The 17,181-nt window shown below is 63.7% G+C and carries 22 protein-coding genes; 9 read left to right on the top strand and 13 right to left on the bottom strand.

Annotation, left to right across the window (positions count from 1 at the left end; translation table 11 throughout):
• Nucleotides 1-95 precede the first annotated feature (95 nt).
• Both JQ627_RS10650 and ykgO read right to left on the bottom strand, forming a co-directional pair.
• Nucleotides 96-737 carry a M48 family metallopeptidase gene (locus tag JQ627_RS10650; RefSeq protein ID WP_212484180.1) on the bottom strand — a complete coding sequence of 214 codons (642 nt, stop codon included), beginning with the start codon at nucleotides 735-737 and terminating at the stop codon, nucleotides 96-98.
• 121 nt (nucleotides 738-858) lie between these two features.
• On the bottom strand, nucleotides 859-984 hold the full coding sequence (gene ykgO, locus JQ627_RS10645) for a type B 50S ribosomal protein L36 (protein WP_006611362.1): 126 nt from the start codon (nucleotides 982-984) through the stop codon (nucleotides 859-861).
• 340 nt (nucleotides 985-1,324) lie between these two features.
• Here ykgO and JQ627_RS10640 point away from each other — a divergent pair, with 340 nt between their 5' ends.
• The gene (locus tag JQ627_RS10640; RefSeq protein ID WP_027565452.1) at nucleotides 1,325-2,209 is read left to right on the top strand and encodes an amidohydrolase family protein; all 885 of its coding nucleotides are present in this window, start codon (nucleotides 1,325-1,327) and stop codon (nucleotides 2,207-2,209) included.
• Nucleotides 2,210-2,283: 74 nt separating this feature from the next.
• Here the strand turns inward: JQ627_RS10640 and JQ627_RS10635 are convergent, their stop codons facing one another.
• The 3 genes from JQ627_RS10635 to JQ627_RS10625 all read right to left on the bottom strand — a co-directional run bounded on the left by JQ627_RS10635 (nucleotide 2,284) and on the right by JQ627_RS10625 (nucleotide 4,082).
• On the bottom strand, nucleotides 2,284-2,781 hold the full coding sequence (locus tag JQ627_RS10635; RefSeq protein WP_212484179.1) for a heme-binding protein: 498 nt from the start codon (nucleotides 2,779-2,781) through the stop codon (nucleotides 2,284-2,286).
• Nucleotides 2,782-2,819: 38 nt separating this feature from the next.
• Nucleotides 2,820-3,413 (bottom strand): hypothetical protein, encoded by a 594-nt coding sequence (locus JQ627_RS10630; protein ID WP_249143030.1) that lies wholly within the window; start codon nucleotides 3,411-3,413, stop codon nucleotides 2,820-2,822.
• A 72-nt stretch (nucleotides 3,414-3,485) separates the two neighbouring features.
• On the bottom strand, nucleotides 3,486-4,082 hold the full coding sequence (locus tag JQ627_RS10625) for a superoxide dismutase (RefSeq protein WP_028147969.1): 597 nt from the start codon (nucleotides 4,080-4,082) through the stop codon (nucleotides 3,486-3,488).
• Nucleotides 4,083-4,616: 534 nt separating this feature from the next.
• Here JQ627_RS10625 and JQ627_RS10620 point away from each other — a divergent pair.
• From JQ627_RS10620 to JQ627_RS10610, 3 genes are all read left to right on the top strand, one after another.
• Nucleotides 4,617-5,348 (top strand): haloacid dehalogenase type II, encoded by a 732-nt coding sequence (locus tag JQ627_RS10620; protein WP_212484177.1) that lies wholly within the window; start codon nucleotides 4,617-4,619, stop codon nucleotides 5,346-5,348.
• Between the two features lie 41 nt (nucleotides 5,349-5,389).
• A complete protein-coding gene (locus JQ627_RS10615) occupies nucleotides 5,390-5,857 on the top strand; it encodes a YbaK/EbsC family protein (protein WP_212484176.1) in 468 nt (155 codons plus the stop codon).
• 193 nt (nucleotides 5,858-6,050) lie between these two features.
• Nucleotides 6,051-6,917, top strand: coding sequence for an adenylate/guanylate cyclase domain-containing protein (locus tag JQ627_RS10610; protein ID WP_212484175.1), 867 nt, complete (start codon nucleotides 6,051-6,053; stop codon nucleotides 6,915-6,917).
• Between the two features lie 125 nt (nucleotides 6,918-7,042).
• Here the strand turns inward: JQ627_RS10610 and JQ627_RS10605 are convergent, their stop codons facing one another.
• From JQ627_RS10605 to JQ627_RS10590, 4 genes are all read right to left on the bottom strand, one after another.
• On the bottom strand, nucleotides 7,043-7,396 hold the full coding sequence (locus JQ627_RS10605; RefSeq protein ID WP_212484174.1) for a hypothetical protein: 354 nt from the start codon (nucleotides 7,394-7,396) through the stop codon (nucleotides 7,043-7,045).
• A gap of 100 nt (nucleotides 7,397-7,496) precedes the next feature.
• A complete protein-coding gene (locus tag JQ627_RS10600) occupies nucleotides 7,497-8,249 on the bottom strand; it encodes an AraC family transcriptional regulator (RefSeq protein WP_249143029.1) in 753 nt (250 codons plus the stop codon).
• Nucleotides 8,250-8,534: 285 nt separating this feature from the next.
• A complete protein-coding gene (locus tag JQ627_RS10595; RefSeq protein WP_212484172.1) occupies nucleotides 8,535-8,726 on the bottom strand; it encodes a hypothetical protein in 192 nt (63 codons plus the stop codon).
• Nucleotides 8,727-8,810: 84 nt separating this feature from the next.
• Complete coding sequence (locus JQ627_RS10590) at nucleotides 8,811-9,797, bottom strand: tripartite tricarboxylate transporter substrate binding protein (protein WP_212484466.1); 987 nt, start codon at nucleotides 9,795-9,797, stop codon at nucleotides 8,811-8,813.
• Between the two features lie 148 nt (nucleotides 9,798-9,945).
• Between JQ627_RS10590 and JQ627_RS10585 the strand changes: the two genes are divergently transcribed.
• Nucleotides 9,946-10,203 carry a hypothetical protein gene (locus JQ627_RS10585; protein ID WP_212484171.1) on the top strand — a complete coding sequence of 86 codons (258 nt, stop codon included), beginning with the start codon at nucleotides 9,946-9,948 and terminating at the stop codon, nucleotides 10,201-10,203.
• Between the two features lie 110 nt (nucleotides 10,204-10,313).
• Here JQ627_RS10585 and JQ627_RS10580 read toward each other — a convergent pair whose 3' ends face one another.
• Complete coding sequence (locus JQ627_RS10580; protein ID WP_212484170.1) at nucleotides 10,314-11,246, bottom strand: LysR family transcriptional regulator; 933 nt, start codon at nucleotides 11,244-11,246, stop codon at nucleotides 10,314-10,316.
• 117 nt (nucleotides 11,247-11,363) lie between these two features.
• Between JQ627_RS10580 and JQ627_RS10575 the strand changes: the two genes are divergently transcribed.
• From JQ627_RS10575 to wrbA, 3 genes are all read left to right on the top strand, one after another.
• Nucleotides 11,364-12,116 (top strand): SDR family NAD(P)-dependent oxidoreductase, encoded by a 753-nt coding sequence (locus JQ627_RS10575; RefSeq protein ID WP_212484169.1) that lies wholly within the window; start codon nucleotides 11,364-11,366, stop codon nucleotides 12,114-12,116.
• Between the two features lie 35 nt (nucleotides 12,117-12,151).
• Nucleotides 12,152-12,850 carry a pirin family protein gene (locus JQ627_RS10570; protein WP_212484168.1) on the top strand — a complete coding sequence of 233 codons (699 nt, stop codon included), beginning with the start codon at nucleotides 12,152-12,154 and terminating at the stop codon, nucleotides 12,848-12,850.
• Nucleotides 12,851-12,952: 102 nt separating this feature from the next.
• Nucleotides 12,953-13,552, top strand: coding sequence for an NAD(P)H:quinone oxidoreductase (wrbA, locus tag JQ627_RS10565; protein ID WP_212484167.1), 600 nt, complete (start codon nucleotides 12,953-12,955; stop codon nucleotides 13,550-13,552).
• Nucleotides 13,553-13,844: 292 nt separating this feature from the next.
• On the opposite strand, the gene JQ627_RS10560 is transcribed toward wrbA, so the two are convergent.
• A complete protein-coding gene (locus JQ627_RS10560) occupies nucleotides 13,845-14,729 on the bottom strand; it encodes a protein-L-isoaspartate O-methyltransferase (protein ID WP_212484166.1) in 885 nt (294 codons plus the stop codon).
• A gap of 114 nt (nucleotides 14,730-14,843) precedes the next feature.
• A complete protein-coding gene (locus tag JQ627_RS10555; protein ID WP_212484165.1) occupies nucleotides 14,844-15,320 on the bottom strand; it encodes an Lrp/AsnC family transcriptional regulator in 477 nt (158 codons plus the stop codon).
• Between the two features lie 122 nt (nucleotides 15,321-15,442).
• Between JQ627_RS10555 and JQ627_RS10550 the strand changes: the two genes are divergently transcribed.
• The gene (locus JQ627_RS10550) at nucleotides 15,443-15,982 is read left to right on the top strand and encodes an alpha/beta hydrolase (protein ID WP_212484164.1); all 540 of its coding nucleotides are present in this window, start codon (nucleotides 15,443-15,445) and stop codon (nucleotides 15,980-15,982) included.
• Between the two features lie 9 nt (nucleotides 15,983-15,991).
• Here JQ627_RS10550 and JQ627_RS10545 read toward each other — a convergent pair whose 3' ends face one another.
• Entirely contained in the window at nucleotides 15,992-17,125 is a 1,134-nt protein-coding gene (locus JQ627_RS10545; RefSeq protein WP_212484163.1) for a GNAT family N-acetyltransferase, read from the bottom strand.
• Nucleotides 17,126-17,181: the final 56 nt, after the last annotated feature.

Raw genomic sequence — 17,181 nt, 5'->3', positions numbered from 1 at the left:
GCGCGCGCGTCGACAATACCCCTGAGAACGCCGCACGTGCGATCGTGGTTAATCCGCGCACGCTGCAATCGCTCGGGAAATGATCAACTTGTCCGCTAGATGTCGCGGCCTTCGACCTTCTCGGTCAGCACCTTGACCTGGTCGGGGATCTTGTCGAGGTGCGGATTGACGGCGAGCGCCTTGCGATAGGCCTCGAGCGCACGTTTCTCGTCACCGACCTCCTGCATGATCATGCCGAGGCCTGCGAGCGCGCCGAAATGGCGAGGCTCCCGGATCAGCACCTCGCGGATGTCGGCAAGCGAGCGCGCGTAGTCATTCTGCATGTAGTAGAGCGTGGCGCGCCGGTTCCAGGCCTCGATGTAGTCGGGCCTGAGCTTGATGACCGAATCCAGCAGCTTGATCGCGACATCGATCTTCTTGGCGTCGACCGCGGTCTTGGCCCGCGCCATCAGCAAGGACGCGGTGTCGCTCGGGGTCTGGATCCAGATCGCCCAGATCCGCGCTTCGACGTGCTTGGCACTGGCCTCGTCGGGCGCTGCTTTCAGCGCGCCGAACAGGAAATCGAGATTCTTGCTGCGGTCGACCTTGGGCAGCTTGGCCGGCGCCTCCGGCAGCTTCTTCTGCTCCTTGCCGGGAGGAGCTGGCGGATCATTTTGCGCCAGCGCCGGCGCAAGGCCGGCGGTTCCCAGCACAAGGGCCAGACACAGGGGGCGCGCAAACGGGAATCTCACTGCCATGGTCAAAGTCTAAACGCGCAAAGCCGCCCTTGCAAAGCAAAGGCGGCGTCAAACTCGTGTGAGCCGTGGTCGTGCGGGAGCGCGCGAGGCGACCGCGAGGGCAATATCAGTCGCCCGAAGATCAGCCTTGGCGAGCCTTGAAGCGGCGCTGCACCTTGTTGATCACATAGACCCGGCCCTTGCGGCGGACCAGGCGGTTGGCGCGATGGCGACCGCGCAGCGATTTCAGCGAGTTACGGACCTTCATGGCAGAATCCTGAACGTTCGAAAGGCCGTGTTCGGCATTACCGTTTCGGCACGCGCGAATGTGGCAAAATGAGATTTTTCCCGCCGGCGGACGACCGCCCGGGACGGGGCGGTTCTTAAGGCATGGGGGGACTGGATGTCAATGTTAACTGCCCCGTTCCGAACCGGCAATTTCGCGAAAACAACCCCATGCACAGTAGAAGCGGCCGGATCGGCCCGATCTGCCCGGTCAGAGGTCACCCACGGCAAAGACTTTTGCCGACTGCGGTTTCGCCGCCCGCGACGCCTTGCCAAATTCGTTATATCATATAATCAATTTGGCAACCCTCGGGAGGAAACCAATGCCGAAGCTGAAGCTGCCCAACATCGACGACGTCGTCGCGATCGACATCCACACCCATGCCGAGGAGCCCTGCGGCACCCATCCCGACGACGGCTATGACGATTTCCAGGCGCAGATGGCGGACTACTTCAAGTCGCCGCACAAGCATCCGCCGACCGTGCCGGAGACCGCGGCCTACTACCGCTCCAAGAACATCGCCGCAGTGATCTTTCCGGTCGACGCCGAGCGCGAGACCGGCTTCCGCCGCTACAAAAATGAGGAGATGCTGGAGATCGCCTCCGACCATCTCGACGTCCTCATTCCCTTCGTCTCGATCGACCCGCACAAGGGCAAGCTCGGCGTGCGCGAAGCACGCAAGCTGATCGAGGAATACGGCGTCCGCGGCTTCAAATTCCACCCGACCATGCAGGGCTTCTACGCCAACGACCGCATGGCCTATCCGCTCTATGAAGAGATCAACAATGGCGGCGCGATCGCGCTGTTCCACACCGGCCAGACCGGCGTCGGCTCGGGCATGCCCGGCGGCATGGGCATGCGGCTGAAATATTCCAACCCGATGTACATGGACGACGTCGCCGCCGATTTCCCCGACCTCAAGATCATCCTCGCCCACCCCTCCTTCCCCTGGCAGGAAGAGGCGCTGTCGGTCGCGACCCACAAGCCGAACGTCTATATCGACCTGTCCGGCTGGTCGCCGAAATATTTCCCGCCGATCCTGGTGCGCTATATCAACTCGATCCTTCAGGATAAGATGCTGTTCGGCTCGGACTGGCCGGTGATCACGCCGGACCGCTGGCTGTCGGACTTCGCCAAGATCGAGATCCGCGACGAGATCCGGCCGAAGGTGCTGAAGGCCAACGCGCGAAAACTGCTGGGGATCTAGCAGAAACGCATAAGCTGGCGGAATCTGCTTGGTCGGCTATAGCAGCTCTGCCAGCGCTGAGGGGCAAGGCGACCCTAGAACTCCAGCTTGTCGCGTATGGCGTCGATTCCGGCCCTGGCGCAGGCTTCGTCAGCATCACCGCCAGGCGCCCCAGACACACCGACGGCTCCGACCAGCGAGCCGCCCGCTTCGACAATCAATCCGCCACCTATAATGACCGTGCCGGGGAGATTTCGGATACCAGCCTGCATCATGCCGGGTTGGCTGACCGCATTCAGTTCGGCGGTGCTGGTACGAAATGTTGCTGCGGTCCACGCCTTGCCCGAGGCCGTTGAAACGGTGTGGGCGCCTGCGAACCTGTCACGAAGGATCACCTGTGTCCCCCCGAAGCGATCGACGACCGCGACGGCGACCTGGTACCCGCGTGATCGGCAATCGCCAAGCGATGCCCGGGCCAGATCAAGCGCCAGCTCGGGACTCAGGGATTTGTAGGTTACGAGCGGCTCCTCCGCCATTGCCGGGTGCGCGGGCATCAACAGAACGGTAGCCGCAAGCAGGGTTCGAGCGAGCATGGTTTCTCCGACGTGAGCGGGTCGACGCCGACGTTAACCTAGTTCAGCGCACCGTACGTCAGGTCGTCGAATACGGTGACACTGTCGGCCTTGGTCCACAAGCCGATCATGCCGGCGTCCCTGATCGATTCGTCCTCGACCTCGAACATCAGCTTGCCGTCATACGTCACCTTGAATAGCTTTCCCGCGAATTCGCAACGTAGGGAATGCCATTGACCTGATGGCACCGATACCTTGACGCCATAGCCGCCTTTCCGGCCGACGATATCGAGCGCGCTGCGAACACCCTTGATCGTCTTGTAGAGCACAACATTGTCTTCAAGAGCGTTGGCCCGCACGACATAGTAATTGTCGGCATCCTTTGCGCGCCAGACAATACCGGCCGCACGATCCTCGGAGCCTGCGATCGCCTTGAACTTGACCTCGACAAACCCGTCCAGGATGCGGGTGCCGTTCCTGAGCGCCACTGGAAACGTCGCCTGACCGGATTGTTTCAGGACGTTCGGCTTGCTTGGCGCCGTCGACTCCATCTCGACCGTCCATTTGGGCTGGCCACGACCCGTCATCGTCAGAGTCCAGCCTTCGGGCGCTGCGCCGGTTGCCGCGTTGTCAAAATTTACAGTTTCTGCCATCGCGTTTCCTCCCACCGACAATAGGAACAACGCCGCCCCCAAGAGCGCTACGCTCATTTTCTTGCACAACGCCTAGGCTTCCCGCCTGTATTGATCGTACAGTGTTGCAGCGTTGTCCCATTTGATCGCTTCCATGTAGATGTCGACATACTTCGCGGCCGCCGCGCCATAATCCATGTGATAGGCGTGCTCATACATGTCGAGCACCAGCACGGGGCGTCCGCCGGCCAGCGTCGTCGTGTGGTCGGCGGCCCACTGATTGACCAGCCGCTTGTCGCGCGGTGAGTAGGAAAGAATCACCCAGCCGGAGCCGCCGCCTTCGGCCTTGCCCATGGCGGAGAACTCCGCGCGCCACCGCTCCATGCTGCCGAAATCGCGCGCGATCGCGTCGGCAAGTGGTGTGCTCGGCTTGCCGGCACCGCCGAGCCCGTCGAAATAGATTTCGTGGAGGATCATCGAGTTTGACGCGACGAGTTCCTCGCGCTTCAGGCCGTTGATGACGAAGTTCGGAGCTTTCGCGAAGTCTAGCTCGGCGAGTTGCGTTCCGATCGCGTTGAGTCGCTTTACGGCACCGACATAGTTGTTCTCGTAGTGGCTGACGAGCACCTTCTCCGAGATGCCGGCAATGGATTTCGGATCGAACGGCATCGGCTTGGGCTGGTATGTCATTGGCCTGGCTCCTGTTGGCTGATTGGCTTGCGCAAGGGCTTGTGTCCCCGCGAGTATTGCGGTCGATGCCGCGGCGGCCCCCACGCCCCTGATGAAGTCTCGGCGGTCGGTATTCGTCGTCATGGAGTCCTCCACTTCATCGTCGTCCCCGACTTGGCCCCGTGTGCTCGCTAGCTCTTGGTGCTCGCCGTCTTGTCGCGTGCGCAAATAGACCGCGCGATCCTTGTCGATACGGACATCGACGAGGGTCGGCGCGCTGGCGGCACCAATTGAGGGGACAATTTCTCTGATGAGATCGAGATGAAAGAAGACATGCGGCGTCCTTGGTGACCAGGACGCGATACTTGGGCATGTCGCCTCGCGGGGAGATCGCAAATCCCCGTACCCTGAATTAAACGCCTGCCGGCGGCAGTGTCAATCTGCTGCGCGAGGTCGACGGGGTGACGATTGTTTGAAGAAGGTTCCGATCTTGTCGAGTACCGGGCCGTTTCGGTATTGTCCGTGCGCCACCGCAAAGTCCCAGAGGAGCGAGCCATGAGCATCAAGGCCGTCGTCTTCGACGCCTACGGAACGCTCTACGACATCCAGTCGGTCGCGGAGATCACCGAGGATGCGTTTCCGGGCTATGGCGAGATCATCACGCAGGTCTGGCGGATCAAGCAGCTCGAATACACCTGGTTGCGCTCGCTGATGCGGCGCTACCAGGATTTTGCGGTCGTCACGCGCGACTCGCTCGCCTATACGCTGCGCCTGCTCGGCCTCGCCTATGAAGGCGAGGCGTTCGAGCGGGTGATCGAGAAATATCTGCATCTCGGTCTCTATCCGGATGCAGCCGGCGCGCTTGCGGCGCTGAAGCCGCGAAAACTCGCCATCCTCTCGAATGGCAGTCCGGACATGCTGAATGCGCTCGTGCGCAATTCCGGGCTCGACCGTCTGCTCGATGCCACCATCAGCGTGGATGCGAAGAAGGTCTTCAAGCCATCTCCAGAGGCCTACATGCTGATCGGGGAGGCGTTCGGCACCAGGCCGGACGAGGTTCTGTTCGTCTCGTCCAACCCCTGGGACGTCGCGGGCGCAAAGTCGTTCGGGCTGAACGTCGCCTGGATCGAACGCGTGACGCCCGAGGCGATGGCGCTGGCTTGCGTCGAGAACGAACTCGTGGCACCGCTGACGATGTTCAAGGCGATCCGGACCCAGATGGACGAGCTTGGGTTCGCGCCGGATCATCGTGTCCGCGCGCTCTCGGAACTGCCAACAATCGCCTAAGCATCGCCGCCCACCCATGAGTTTGGAATGAGCTGACTGGAATGAGCCTGCAATCCGTTCGCGCCTTCTTTGCCGAGAAAGCCCCCGACATCTCCGTCATCGAATCCCCGATCAGCTCGGCCACGGTGCCGCTGGCCGCAGAAGCCTATGGCGTCGAGCCCGGACGGATCGCCAAGACCCTGTCGTTGCGTATCGGGGAGCGCGTGATCCTGATCGTCGCCGCCGGCACCTCGCGCATGGACAACAAGAAGGTCAAGGCTGCGTTCGGCGGCAAGCCGAAGATGCTGGGACTGGAGGAGGTCGCCGAGATCACCGGCCACGAGGTCGGCGGCGTCTGCCCGTTCGGGCTGAAGTCGCCGCTGCCGATCTATTGCGACGTGTCGCTGAAGGCGTTCGACGTGGTGGTGCCGGCCGCAGGCTCGACTCACAGCGCGGTTCGCATCACGCCCGATCGCATGGCCGAGCTCACCGCAGCCGAATGGGTCGATGTCTGCGAGCACAGGCCTTAAGGCGGCTCCGGCCGGTCCTCGTGAACCGCGGCGCGGAGGGCGACCTCGCGCCAGGTCGGTTTTGGCACCTGGCTGGCCGCAATTCATTGCAGCGTTATGACGGGTTCGGGACTGGACAACCGGTCGTTGAGCCGCGATGGGCCAGATGCGATGCCTGATGCAATTACCGGTCAGGAAGGCTAGCATATGGACCATGACCGACGACAAGGTGAAACGACGATTGACCACCGTCCTGTGCGCTGACGTGCAGGGCTATTCTCGCCTCATGGGAGCAGACGAGACCGGAACGTTGGAGACGCTGCGCCGCTACCGCACTGCCTTTGCGGGACTGGTGGAGCGCCATGACGGCCGGATCGTGAATACCTGGGGCGATGCCGTGATCGCCGAGTTCGCCAGCGTCGTCGAAGCCGTGCAATGCGCAGTCGAAATTCAGCAGGAAATTTCCAACCAGGATTCGGACCCGCCGCACGCCGACCCGATGCGGTTTCGCATCGGCATCAACCTCGGCGACGTGATGGTGGACGGGTCCGACATCTATGGCGACGGGGTCAATATCGCGTCGCGGCTGCAAGAACTCGCCGAACCCGGCGGCGTCGTGATCTCTAGTTCAGTCTACGATCAGGTGCACAACAAATTGTCCGTTGGCTTCGACTGTCTCGGGCAGCGACCAATGAAGAACGTTGCTCCCATGACCAGCTATCGCGTGTCCACGAGCGGCCAAAGCGCTGGGCGACGGAGCTTCCCGGTTGACGACAGCGTCACTCCCCAGGACCGAGCAGTTGCAGATTCGGGAACTGGCGCTCGATGGATTGACAGCAGGCACGAGCCATCCAATTGGATGGGCTTCGTCTCGGATTGGCTGGCGAAGCTGCCCCGCCCGGTTGCAGCGGCCCTCACGGTTTCGGGCTTTCTGATTCTGATCAACGTTTTCACCGGCATGCACAAGATCTGGTTCCATTGGCCAGTCGCAGCAATACTCTTCGGTGTCATCTTGCGGACAGCGCTCGGGCATCGACCGGAGTCGGACAGCAAAGGGGAACGCCGAACGAGTCGGGAGTGAGGCGGTTGCGACCGCATCTGCGCGCCCAAGGTGCATGAATTCACAATGAATCGTCATCGTGCTTCAGGTTATCGCTTGAGCACGATCTTTTCGGAAAATCGCATCACACTTTTCCCGATCACACCCTAGTCGTTGTCATCATCATAGGGACGTGGTGGCGCGGCGACAGGCGGCGGCGCATTGTTGGAGCGCGGCGCCGGCACAGCCCGGCCACGCGGAACCGGCTGCTGTGGCTGGGCCTGGTTGTTCGACTGGAACACCGCACGACATGAGCTCGATAGCTGCGGCGTATTCTGCTGCAAGCAGGCCACGATGCGATTCGTGTCGGGAATCTGGTCGCTGCACAGCCGCCAGACATCCGGCGTGCAGGCCATCTGTTGTTCCATTGTGCCGCGATATTCCTGTGCCGACACCGCGCTCTGCGCAACAACGCCGCCGATCGCAAGCGCCAAACCCAGCGCAATCCGCTCTGTTCGCATGTCCCGATCCTTCTCGACTCCCTCGAATTCTCATCAATCAATGAGGCGGGAGGCGGTTCTGGACCAACAACAAAACGTGAAAACGCGCCTGGAACCTAATTCAGCCTTCCGCTTGCTGCGCCTTCGCATCTGAGGGCGTCATTCCGAAGCGCCGTCGAAATGCCCGGTGAAAATACGAAACGTCGTTGAAACCGGAGAGATGAGCGATGTCGCTGATCTTGCCCGCCCGGTGCATCGGATCGCGCAGCAGCCGTGCCGCCCGCAATAGCCGCTGCTCCAGCACGAACTCCGAGAACGTGACGCCGCTGCGCTCGAACAGCAATTGAATGGTGCGAGGGCTGGCGCGATGGCGCCGCGCGAAGTCGGCGAGCGTGAAGCTGCCGTCGTCGAGCCGCGCCAGAATGTCGGCCTTGATGGCTTCGAGCCGGGCCGCGGCGAGGCCGCGCTCTTTCGCCAGTTCGGTGGCATCGCGCCTGCCGCCGAGCACCAGCACCATCAAATCCATCAGGTGCTGCGAAACGGCGTGCTGCGCCAGCGCATCGAGTCCCGGGGCGTGCTGAACCGCGAAGTCGTAATATCGATGCAGCAGCGCAGTGAGCGCGGGGTTATGATCGAGCGGCCGCGCAATGCTGTCTTCGGCATCGGGGCAATAGGACAGCAGCGTCTTGCGGTCGAACAAGGCGGCTTTGTTGCCGCCCTGCTCGAGCTGCGAGACGAATGCGTCTTTGATGGAGGCGTCGATGAGACTGATGCCCAGCGGCGCGACTTCGAGCGCGCGACGGCCCATGACCGCGTGCAGTGGCGAATCCGGCGCCATCAGCAGCGCCAGAGTGTCGCTGGCGCCGAGCGTCATAAATCTGATCGGCGTGCCGTTGCAGAAGGATATCGTTGCCTGCGGCAACATCAACGCTTTGACGTCGCAGTGAAGAGGGCCGTCGGACAAAGGCGCAAGATCGGCTGCCATCACGCGGCGGCAAAATTCCTCCCGCCACATCTCATAGGCCGGTCCATGCGGGTCGCCGGCATAGCCGAGGCGCGGCGCGCCATGGATCGATTGGTCATCGGCCGCCATCGGCGCGCGTCTCCAGCTGGTGTAGCGGAGTACCAATATCGCGTTGGCGGTTGCGCGCAACGCGCGTCAAGCGCGGTTGCGCGGCAGGCCATCGAAATTTGCGCCTTTGTCCATTTGATGCATCAACGCGCCGCTGTAGCTACCGTCCGTGGGCGCGCCCGGCATTCCGTTCGCGATCACCGGTGTCGAACGGGCTCGCACGGTGGCGTTCACCGGCGCGGAGATCCGGTGGGATCTCACAACCGTGACATCGTTCAAGGCTTCTTATGAGGGCGCGTTCGCATCGGGATATGACCGGCACACGCTGCGGGGCCTGGTCCGCGCGAATTCTAGAGAGACTCCCTACTCCACCTTGCCGATCTTCTTCACCGCCGCAATCAGACGCGTGCTGTCGGCCGCGACGAATTGCGAGAAGGCCGGCGCGTCCTGATAGGCGACGAGACTGCCCGAGGTGTCGAAGGCCTTGAGCACGTCGGGGCTCGTCATCACCTGCGCCATCGCCTCGCGCAGCCGGGTCGCGATCGGCGCCGGCAGCGAGCTCTGCGCGAACAGGCCGGCCCAGATGTACATCTCGACATCCTTGTAGCCGAGCTCCTGGAAGGTCGGCACATCAGGAAAGCTTGCGATGCGCTGCGCGCCGCAATTGCCGAGCACGCGGAGCTTGCCGTCGTCGACCTGCGGCTTCAGCGTGCCAGGCGCGGCTGCGATCGCCTGCACGGTGCCGCTGAGCAGCGCGGTCAGCGCCGGGCCGGCGCCGCGGAACGGAACATGCAGCAATTTGATATCGGCGCTGCTTGCGAACATCTCCATCGCGACATGCAGCGTCCCGTAAGGACCGGACGAGCCGTAAGTGATCTGGCCCGGGCGCTTCTTCGCATCGTCGACAAAATCCTGCGCCGTCTTCCACGGCGCCGAGGCCGGCACCGCGAGCAGCGTGGGATCGGCGAGCACGCGCGCGATCGGCATGAACTGCGAGACTTCGTAGGCAACGGGTCGGTCGAACAGACGGTCGGCTTCGGGGAGCACCGCGAGCGAGGACAGCGTCATCAGCAGGGTGTAGCCGTCGGGCTCTGCGCGCGCCGCGGCGGCATTGCCGACCGATCCGCCGCCGCCACCGGCGCGGTTATCGACGATGACGGGCTTGCCGAGGATCCGCTCCAGCGCCATCGCCACAGGGCGCGCCGCAAGGTCGGCCTGACCGCCGGCCGGAAACGGCACGATCAGGGTGATGTTGCGCACCGGATAGGCCTGCGCGAAGGCCGGCTCAGGCAATGCAGCCCGCAACAACGGCAATGCCGCTGCGGCGCGCAAGAGATCGCGTCGATCCATCATGGTCCCCTTCCCCCCGATTTTCTTTTGTTGCGCCAGCCTAACGCGCCGCGCGGCAAGAACAAGGCATTAACGAAGCATTGACCATGTCCGGCCCCCTCCGGAACGCATCCGTGAAGCCGCGGTTGCCCTCCTGAGGGAGTGAGTGATGCGGAATCTTGCGACCATCGACGGCGCCCTGGACGAAATGCTGGTGAATCTCGCGGCGATCGTCCTGCGGCTGTCCAAGCCCGAACTGACGCGGACGCCCGAGGCGCGGCGCGCCCTGGCGCAATCGGTCCATCAATACGGCGTGTGCGCGGCGCGCTCGAACGACCCACGCGTTCACGAATTGAAGACGCAACTGGAGGGGACGCTGAAGCCGACCTTGCGGATCGTCGCGATTAACGGCGTGAAGGTGTCGTAGTCACGCTCCGTCATTGCGAGCGCAGCGAAGCAATCCAGAATCTTTCCGCGGAGGCACTCTGGATTGCTTCGCTGCGCTCGCAATGACAGGGGGGGTTGAGGCCGCTCGCGCTACGTCTTGGATTTCCCGCGCGGCCGCCTCTTGCATGTGCGCGGTAGTTTCGCTGCGAGAAAATCGCCGAGCGCTTCCACCCGCGCTGGCCTCGGACCGCCGGGCGGGGTCACCAGATGCACGGCGCCTTCGGCCTGCTTCCAGTCTTTCAGGATGACCTCGACCTCGCCGGACGAGATGGCTTCGCCGACGATGAACTCGGGCAGCTCGGCGATGCCGAGGCCGGCAATCAGCGCCGGCATTACGGCTTCGCCATTGTTGACGCGAAGCTGGCCGCCCGGACGGACGCTCGCCTGCTCACCGGCCGAATTGGTGTAGTGCCAGACATTGGGCGTCGAGAGATAGGCGTAGCTGAAGCATTTGTGTTCGGCGAGATGCATCGGATGCGTCGGCCGTCCATGGCGCTTGAAATAGGACGGCGCGGCCACCGTGAAGCGCGGCATGGTGAAGAGCCGCCGCGCGATCAGCGAAGAGTCCGGCAGCCGCGCGATCCGCACTGCCATGTCAAAGCCCTCGCCGATCAGATCGACAGTCGCATCGCTCAAATGCAGATCGACCGAGACCTCCGGATAGGTCTCGAAAAACTCCGGCAGCAGCGGCGCCACCGCCTTGATGCCGAACGTCATGGGCACGGCGAGGCGCACCAGGCCGCGCGGCGCCACCGATTGCGCCAGCGCCTCGTTCTCGGCCGCCTCGCCGTCGGCGAGCAGGCGCGTGGCGCGGTCGGCGAGCTTGTGGCCGGCATCGGTCAGCGCCAGCCGGCGCGAGGTGCGGTTGAACAGCCGGGCGCCGAGCCGTTCCTCCAGCCGCGTGACCGCCTTGGACACCGTCGCCTTGGACATCGCAAGCTCGCCCGCAGCCCCCGCAAACGACCGTAATTCCACGACTTTTGCGAAAATCGCGAGCGCTTCGAAATCGGGGAGTTTTGCCATAGGAGCCGGTCCAACTAGGGTATTTTGGGAAACAATGCGTTTCAACAGTTTCTATTTCTATACCACAGGCCGAGGCTTATCCAAGGGTCATCAGACATTCAGGAATGGAGAAATCCAATGACCAGGAAGCTCTCGGGCAAGGTTGCCCTCGTCACCGGCGGTTCGCGCGGCATCGGCGCGGCCTCTGCCCGCGCTCTCGCTGATGAAGGCGCGGACGTCGCCATCAGCTACGTCGCTTCGCCCGAAAAGGCCGAAGCGGTCGTGACCGAACTGAAGGCCCGCGGCGTCAAGGCCCGCGCGTTCAAGGCCGACCAGGCCTCGGCCAAGGACGTGACGCAGCTCGTCAACGACGTCGCCAGGGAATTCGGCCATCTCGACATCCTCGTCAACAATGCCGGCGTTGCCGCGGGCGGCGCGATCGACGATGCCAAGGCCGACACTGAAGCGCTCGCTCGCCAGAATCAGGTCAACGTGCACGGTGTGATCGCGGCGATCCGCGCTGCCTCGCTATTGATGGGCGAAGGCGGCCGCATCGTCACCGTCGGCTCGATGCTCGCCGACCGTGCCTCGTTCCCGGGCCTTGCCGACTACGTCGCCACCAAGGCGGCCGTCGTCGGCTACACCAAGGGTGCGGCACGGGACCTCGGCCCGCGCGGCATCACCGTGAATGTGGTGCAGCCCGGCTCGATCGACACCGACATGAACCCGAAGGACGGTGGCGAGTTCGCCGAGACCCAGCGCAAGCAGCACGCGCTGCAGCGCTTCGGCCGCCCCGAGGAAGTCGCCGCCGGCGTCGTGTTCCTCGCAAGCCCGGAAGCCTCCTTCGTCACCGGCACCGTCCTCAACGTCGATGGCGGGTTCGGCGCCTGAACAAGGCGCCTCCCACTCAAACAAGGAATACGCAGATGATCGAACTCAGACCTTTCGCAAAGCTCGGCGGCGCCGATCACGGCTGGCTCAAGGCCAAGCATCATTTCTCCTTCGCAAGCCATTACGACCCGAACAACATGGGCCACGGCGCCTTGCGGGTGTGGAACGACGACGAGATCGCGCCGAACACCGGCTTTCCCGCCCATCCTCACGCCAACATGGAAATCATCACCTATGTGCGCGAGGGCGCGATCACCCATCAGGACAGCCTCGGCAACGAGGGCCGCACTGAAGCGGGCGACGTGCAGGTGATGAGCGCCGGCAGCGGCATCCGCCACTCCGAGTACAATCTCGAACCGACCAGGACGCGGATCTTCCAGATCTGGATCGAGCCTGTGGCGCGCGGAGGACAGCCGACCTGGGGCTCGAAGCCGTTTCCGAAGGCCGATCGCTCCGGCAAGCTCGTGACGATTGCGAGCGGCATCGAGGGTGACGCCGACGCGCTGCCGATCCGCGCCGATGCGCGGGTGCTGGCGACCACACTGAAGGCCGGCGAGAGCGCGGAGTACGAGCCGCAGAAGTCGCGGCATCTCTACCTCGTGCCCGCGGCGGGTTCCGTCGAGATCAACGGCGTGCGCGTGAATGCCCGCGACGGCGCCGCGATCCGCGACGAGGACCGGCTGAAGATCACCGCGCTCGAAGACACCGAGCTCGTGCTCGTCGACGCAGCGTAACCGCCGCGACCACACCAACTCGTGATGCCCGGCCTCGAGCCGGGCATCCATCTCCTTCGAAACGACAACTCACCCCATCGCAAAATCCCAACGGAGACCACCATGACCAAAGTTCTCGTCCTCTATTATTCCGCCTATGGCCACATCGAAGCGATGGCCAATGCCGTCGCTGAAGGCGCGCGCGAAGCCGGCGTCACCGTCGACATCAAGCGTGTGCCCGAGCTGGTGCCGGCCGAGGTCGCCAAGGCGTCCTATTACAAGGTCGATCAGGCAGCGCCCGTCGCCAAGATCGAGGACCTCGCCAATTACGACGCGATCATCGTCGGCACCGGGACCCGTTTCGGCCGCATGGCTTCGCAGATGGCGAACTTCCTGGACCAGGCCGGCGGGCTCTGGGCGAAGGGCGCGCTGCACGGCAAGGTCGGCGGCGCCTTCACCGCGAGCGCGACCCAGCATGGCGGCCAGGAGACGACGCTGTTCTCGATCATCACCAATTTGCTGCACTTCGGCATGGTCGTGGTCGGCATGAATTACGGCTTTGCCGGCCAGATGAAGCTCGACGAGGTCACCGGCGGCGCACCCTACGGCGCCACCACGATCACCGGCGGCGATGGCAGCCGCCAGCCCAGCGCCAACGAGCTCGCCGGCGCGCGCTACCAGGGCCGCCAGATCGCGGAGACCGCCAGGAAACTTCATGGCTAAACTTCATGGCTGAACTTCATGGCTGAGCGCAGTTAGGCTTTACGCTCGAGCGACTGCATGGCTGATGCGACGGGGGCGGCGTTCTCATTCGGGAACGCCGCCCCATCTACGTGGTCGGGATATTTGACCAAAAGCGATACGTATGGCTTTCGAACTCTTGTTGATCGCGCAGATGATCCGCAGGCCTGCGCAAGCACTGGCGCGGCGCTGGTATTGCCGCAGCTTGTTCCGTGCCTCACGCGGTCGGCTGCAATGCGCCGGGTGCGCGAAATCGTAAGGCGCGAGCGATCCGTCACGCCTGCGTGAGGTCGGCGTGGGGCTTGATTGAATCTGTCGGGACGGGTGCCGGAGCCGTCGAGAGCCACCAGCCCTCACCGGCAAACCAGCACGTCTCGTCCGGAGCGCCCGCTCTGCGCAGCGACTGCACGCTCTCCCACCCTCTCGCGAACGCCTCGGCCAATCGCCGGCCGGCATCCGCATCCTGCAATCCCGCGCAGCCGATGAATTGGGCTCGACTCAGGAATTTCGCCGGCCAGATCGCGCCCGCGTCCGGGCGCGTGATCATCAACATGCCACCGAGCATGCCCTCCGGCGCCAACGGAAACACCAGCCGGCCGCCGGGCCGCAGCGCATCGAGCCATTCCACGGCCGGCTGCGCCGCGCCCGCGCAGACGTAGATCACGTCCGCGTTGGGTAAATCGGACGCGATGCCCGAGCGATCTTCCAGAGCGACATGGGCAATGCCTTTCAGATTTTCGCGAGCGAGTGCCGCCAGGCGTTCGTCGATCTCATAGGCAAGGACACGGCCCGAAGGTCCCGTGAGCTCGGCGAGAATTGCCGTGTAGTATCCGCTGCCGGCACCGATCTGGATCACCGTCTCGCCTTCCCTCACGCCGCAGCCGCCGAGCCAGAAAGCGTGCGCGCCGGGCATCCCGATATTGAGGCCGCGCGCCGGGTCCAGCGCCAGAAGCGTATTCTGATAGAGGAAGGCGGGATCATCGTCGGGCGTCGCGACATAGGGATGGCCACCGACGGAGATCGACCACGGTCCGGGTCCGACGAAGGCTTCGCGCCGGACCGTGCGAAAGGCCTGCTCGATACGGGGATCCGTCGTCCTGGCTGCGGCGCAGATCAACTGCGCATAGAATGCGCGATATTTCGCCGAACGATCTTCCATGTCGCCTCCGGAAAGCGGAGGCGACGATAGCACAACGCCCGCGGGAACCGGAAGCACAGCGCAGTCGCGAGTTTTGTGTCAGTGCGATGACGCGCCGGCTCCGCGGATCACTGCTCAACTCCGCGCGGCTTTCCTCCTGACGAGATCCCGGCCGATCGGCCGCACCGGCTCGCTCCGCAGCACGAGCGAGGTCGTGACCGCGCCAAAGCCGGCGATGCGATCCACGATCGTCTCCAGATCTTCCGGCGCCGGAACGAGCACTTTCAACACGAAGCAATCATCGCCCGTCACGCGATGGACTTCGACGATGTGGGGAATCTCGCCAAATCGTTTGAGGCAGGTCTTGATGTGCTCATGCGTGGTGCGCAGGCGCACCAATGCCATCAGGCCGAGGCCGAGTGCGCGCGGATTGATCCGGGCGCCGTAGCCCTCGATGATCCCGGCTTCCTCGAGCCGCTTGACGCGTTCGGAGACCGCCGGCTGGGACAACCCGACGGAACGGCCAAGCTCGGACAGCGGCACACGCGCATTGGCTTGCAGCGCCTCCAGGATCTTCAGATCCTTGGCGTCGATGCTCCCGAAACGATCCAAGAAAATTCTCCATTCCACCTTGAGATCATCGGCAGATGATCGATTCCGCCGATGACTTGCCATGTGACGCAGCGCCAGGATCGGACACACTGCGCCTCCATTCCAGATATCACGGGACGATCATGCACGACATCATCACATTGCCCGGTCTCGGCGGATCCGGCGACACCCATTGGCAGACGATCTGGGAGCACGCCGATGCGCACTTCACACGATTTCAGCCGGCGAGCTGGGACCGGCCGGACCTCGACGACTGGGAGCAATCGCTGGAACGGGCGATCGGGCGCTGCGCGAAGCCGCCGGTGCTGGTCGCACACAGCCTCGCCTGCCTGCTGGTTGCGCACTGGGCCACGCGCTTCCCATCCACGATCGCGGGTGCCTTTCTGGTCGCGGCGCCCGATCCTGATGGCGCCAATTTTCCCGCGGACGCCGTTGCGTTCAAGCCGGTACCGGACCGCGCGCTGCGATTCCCTTCCCTCATCATCGCCAGCACGAACGATCCCTATGGCGGGCTCGAGAAGACGCAGCAGCGGGCGCGCGCCTGGAAGTCCGGTCTGATCGTGCTGGGCGCACTTGGCCACATCAATGCGTCGAGCGGGCTCGGCGACTGGCCGCAGGGTCGCGCGCTGCTGGACGCCTTCAGTGCGGGCCTCTCGATATGACGGGCTCCGTCACCGCATCTTGCGTATCGCGCGGGCGGCCAGGGCCGCGAGCCTCGGATGACGGCGCAGGCCTTGGGCGGCATGGTCGCGCCATGCATAGGGCGCGCCGCGCCAGGACAGCGCGATGCTGACATCGGTCAACGGGACTGGCTCGGCGCCGAAGCGGCGCTTGTAGTCCTGGTTGCCGATGCTGAGATCGAAACGGCGCACGCCCTCTGCATGCAGCGCCGCCATGGTGCGCTCGGTGACGAGCAGCCCCGGCGAACAGCTCGACCATGAATCGCCGGCGTGGCTGATGCGCAGGAGGAAATATGTCGCACCAAACCTGACGCCGAGCGTGGTGGCGACGACGGCCTCGTCGCAGACCAGCGCCGAGATGACGGCATAGCCTTCCGCAACACCCTGGCGGGCGACCTCGCGATAAAATCGGGCATGAGCCTGGTCGTTGAGGACGAAGCGCGAGCCGAGCTTTCTCATGCGCGCCTGCTGCTGGACATCCATCACGTCGAGCAATTCGTGCGCCCGCGCGACATCCGTGGCGACCTCGAAGCGCGCACCTTCATGCCGGCTGAAGACGCGCCAGCAGCGTGGCATCTGCATGCGCTTGATCGACGCCTGATAGTCTTCGTAATTGTCGCCCGTCAGCACGAGATTGCCGTTGAGCGAGCAGGATCCGACCCGGCCGAGCGACACCAGCGGGTTCGGCTTGCCGCCGACATGAGCCGGCATCTTCTTCAGACGCATCAGGTCGAAGCGGTCGGGCAGCTCGCGCAGCGCGTCGACCAGCGCCTTGTTGACGGCATCGACGTCCAGCTCGGCATCGAGCGCCAGGACCGGCGCGTTGTTGTCGGAGACGCCGAGGTCGGCGAATTCGACGATGCGGATGCCGCGCCTGATGTGGCTGATCATCGGCACCACCGCGATGTCCTTGCCGGTCGTGGCATCGGAGATCAATGCGATCAGCGGCGCAACATCGTGAAACGCCTCGTACCATGCGCCGAGCCAGTAGCCATGCTGGAATGCGGTGCGATGCCCCGCGCCCAGACGCAATGCGGCCTGCCGCCAGTCACGCACGAAATCGACGGCGATTCCCGACGCGCTGGACACAAGACCATCTGGTTGCTCGACGCTGAGAAACGTCATCCGCGGGACATACGATTACTGAATGTCTTGAGATAGATTATGTTTTGTCGCAGACC

The sequence above is a fragment of the Bradyrhizobium liaoningense genome (genome assembly GCF_018130785.1).
GTDB classification, from domain to species: Bacteria; Pseudomonadota; Alphaproteobacteria; order Rhizobiales; family Xanthobacteraceae; genus Bradyrhizobium; species Bradyrhizobium liaoningense_A.
The sequence above is the reverse complement of the archived record's forward strand: the minus strand, read 5'-3'. Positions and strand labels throughout refer to the sequence as shown.

Excerpts from the sequence above, each read along its gene's own strand:
- JQ627_RS10650 (WP_212484180.1), bottom strand. The coding sequence starts at position 737 with ATGGCAGTGAGATTCCCGTTTGCGCGCCCCCTGTGTCTGGCCCTTGTG.
- ykgO (WP_006611362.1), bottom strand. The coding sequence starts at position 984 with ATGAAGGTCCGTAACTCGCTGAAATCGCTGCGCGGTCGCCATCGCGCC.
- JQ627_RS10640 (WP_027565452.1), top strand. The coding sequence starts at position 1,325 with ATGCCGAAGCTGAAGCTGCCCAACATCGACGACGTCGTCGCGATCGAC.
- JQ627_RS10635 (WP_212484179.1), bottom strand. The coding sequence starts at position 2,781 with ATGCTCGCTCGAACCCTGCTTGCGGCTACCGTTCTGTTGATGCCCGCG.
- JQ627_RS10630 (WP_249143030.1), bottom strand. The coding sequence starts at position 3,413 with ATGGCAGAAACTGTAAATTTTGACAACGCGGCAACCGGCGCAGCGCCC.
- JQ627_RS10625 (WP_028147969.1), bottom strand. The coding sequence starts at position 4,082 with ATGACATACCAGCCCAAGCCGATGCCGTTCGATCCGAAATCCATTGCC.
- JQ627_RS10620 (WP_212484177.1), top strand. The coding sequence starts at position 4,617 with ATGAGCATCAAGGCCGTCGTCTTCGACGCCTACGGAACGCTCTACGAC.
- JQ627_RS10615 (WP_212484176.1), top strand. The coding sequence starts at position 5,390 with ATGAGCCTGCAATCCGTTCGCGCCTTCTTTGCCGAGAAAGCCCCCGAC.
- JQ627_RS10610 (WP_212484175.1), top strand. The coding sequence starts at position 6,051 with ATGACCGACGACAAGGTGAAACGACGATTGACCACCGTCCTGTGCGCT.
- JQ627_RS10605 (WP_212484174.1), bottom strand. The coding sequence starts at position 7,396 with ATGCGAACAGAGCGGATTGCGCTGGGTTTGGCGCTTGCGATCGGCGGC.
- JQ627_RS10600 (WP_249143029.1), bottom strand. The coding sequence starts at position 8,249 with ATGACGCTCGGCGCCAGCGACACTCTGGCGCTGCTGATGGCGCCGGAT.
- JQ627_RS10590 (WP_212484466.1), bottom strand. The coding sequence starts at position 9,797 with ATGGATCGACGCGATCTCTTGCGCGCCGCAGCGGCATTGCCGTTGTTG.
- JQ627_RS10585 (WP_212484171.1), top strand. The coding sequence starts at position 9,946 with ATGCGGAATCTTGCGACCATCGACGGCGCCCTGGACGAAATGCTGGTG.
- JQ627_RS10580 (WP_212484170.1), bottom strand. The coding sequence starts at position 11,246 with ATGGCAAAACTCCCCGATTTCGAAGCGCTCGCGATTTTCGCAAAAGTC.
- JQ627_RS10575 (WP_212484169.1), top strand. The coding sequence starts at position 11,364 with ATGACCAGGAAGCTCTCGGGCAAGGTTGCCCTCGTCACCGGCGGTTCG.
- JQ627_RS10570 (WP_212484168.1), top strand. The coding sequence starts at position 12,152 with ATGATCGAACTCAGACCTTTCGCAAAGCTCGGCGGCGCCGATCACGGC.
- wrbA (WP_212484167.1), top strand. The coding sequence starts at position 12,953 with ATGACCAAAGTTCTCGTCCTCTATTATTCCGCCTATGGCCACATCGAA.
- JQ627_RS10560 (WP_212484166.1), bottom strand. The coding sequence starts at position 14,729 with ATGGAAGATCGTTCGGCGAAATATCGCGCATTCTATGCGCAGTTGATC.
- JQ627_RS10550 (WP_212484164.1), top strand. The coding sequence starts at position 15,443 with ATGCACGACATCATCACATTGCCCGGTCTCGGCGGATCCGGCGACACC.
- JQ627_RS10545 (WP_212484163.1), bottom strand. The coding sequence starts at position 17,125 with ATGACGTTTCTCAGCGTCGAGCAACCAGATGGTCTTGTGTCCAGCGCG.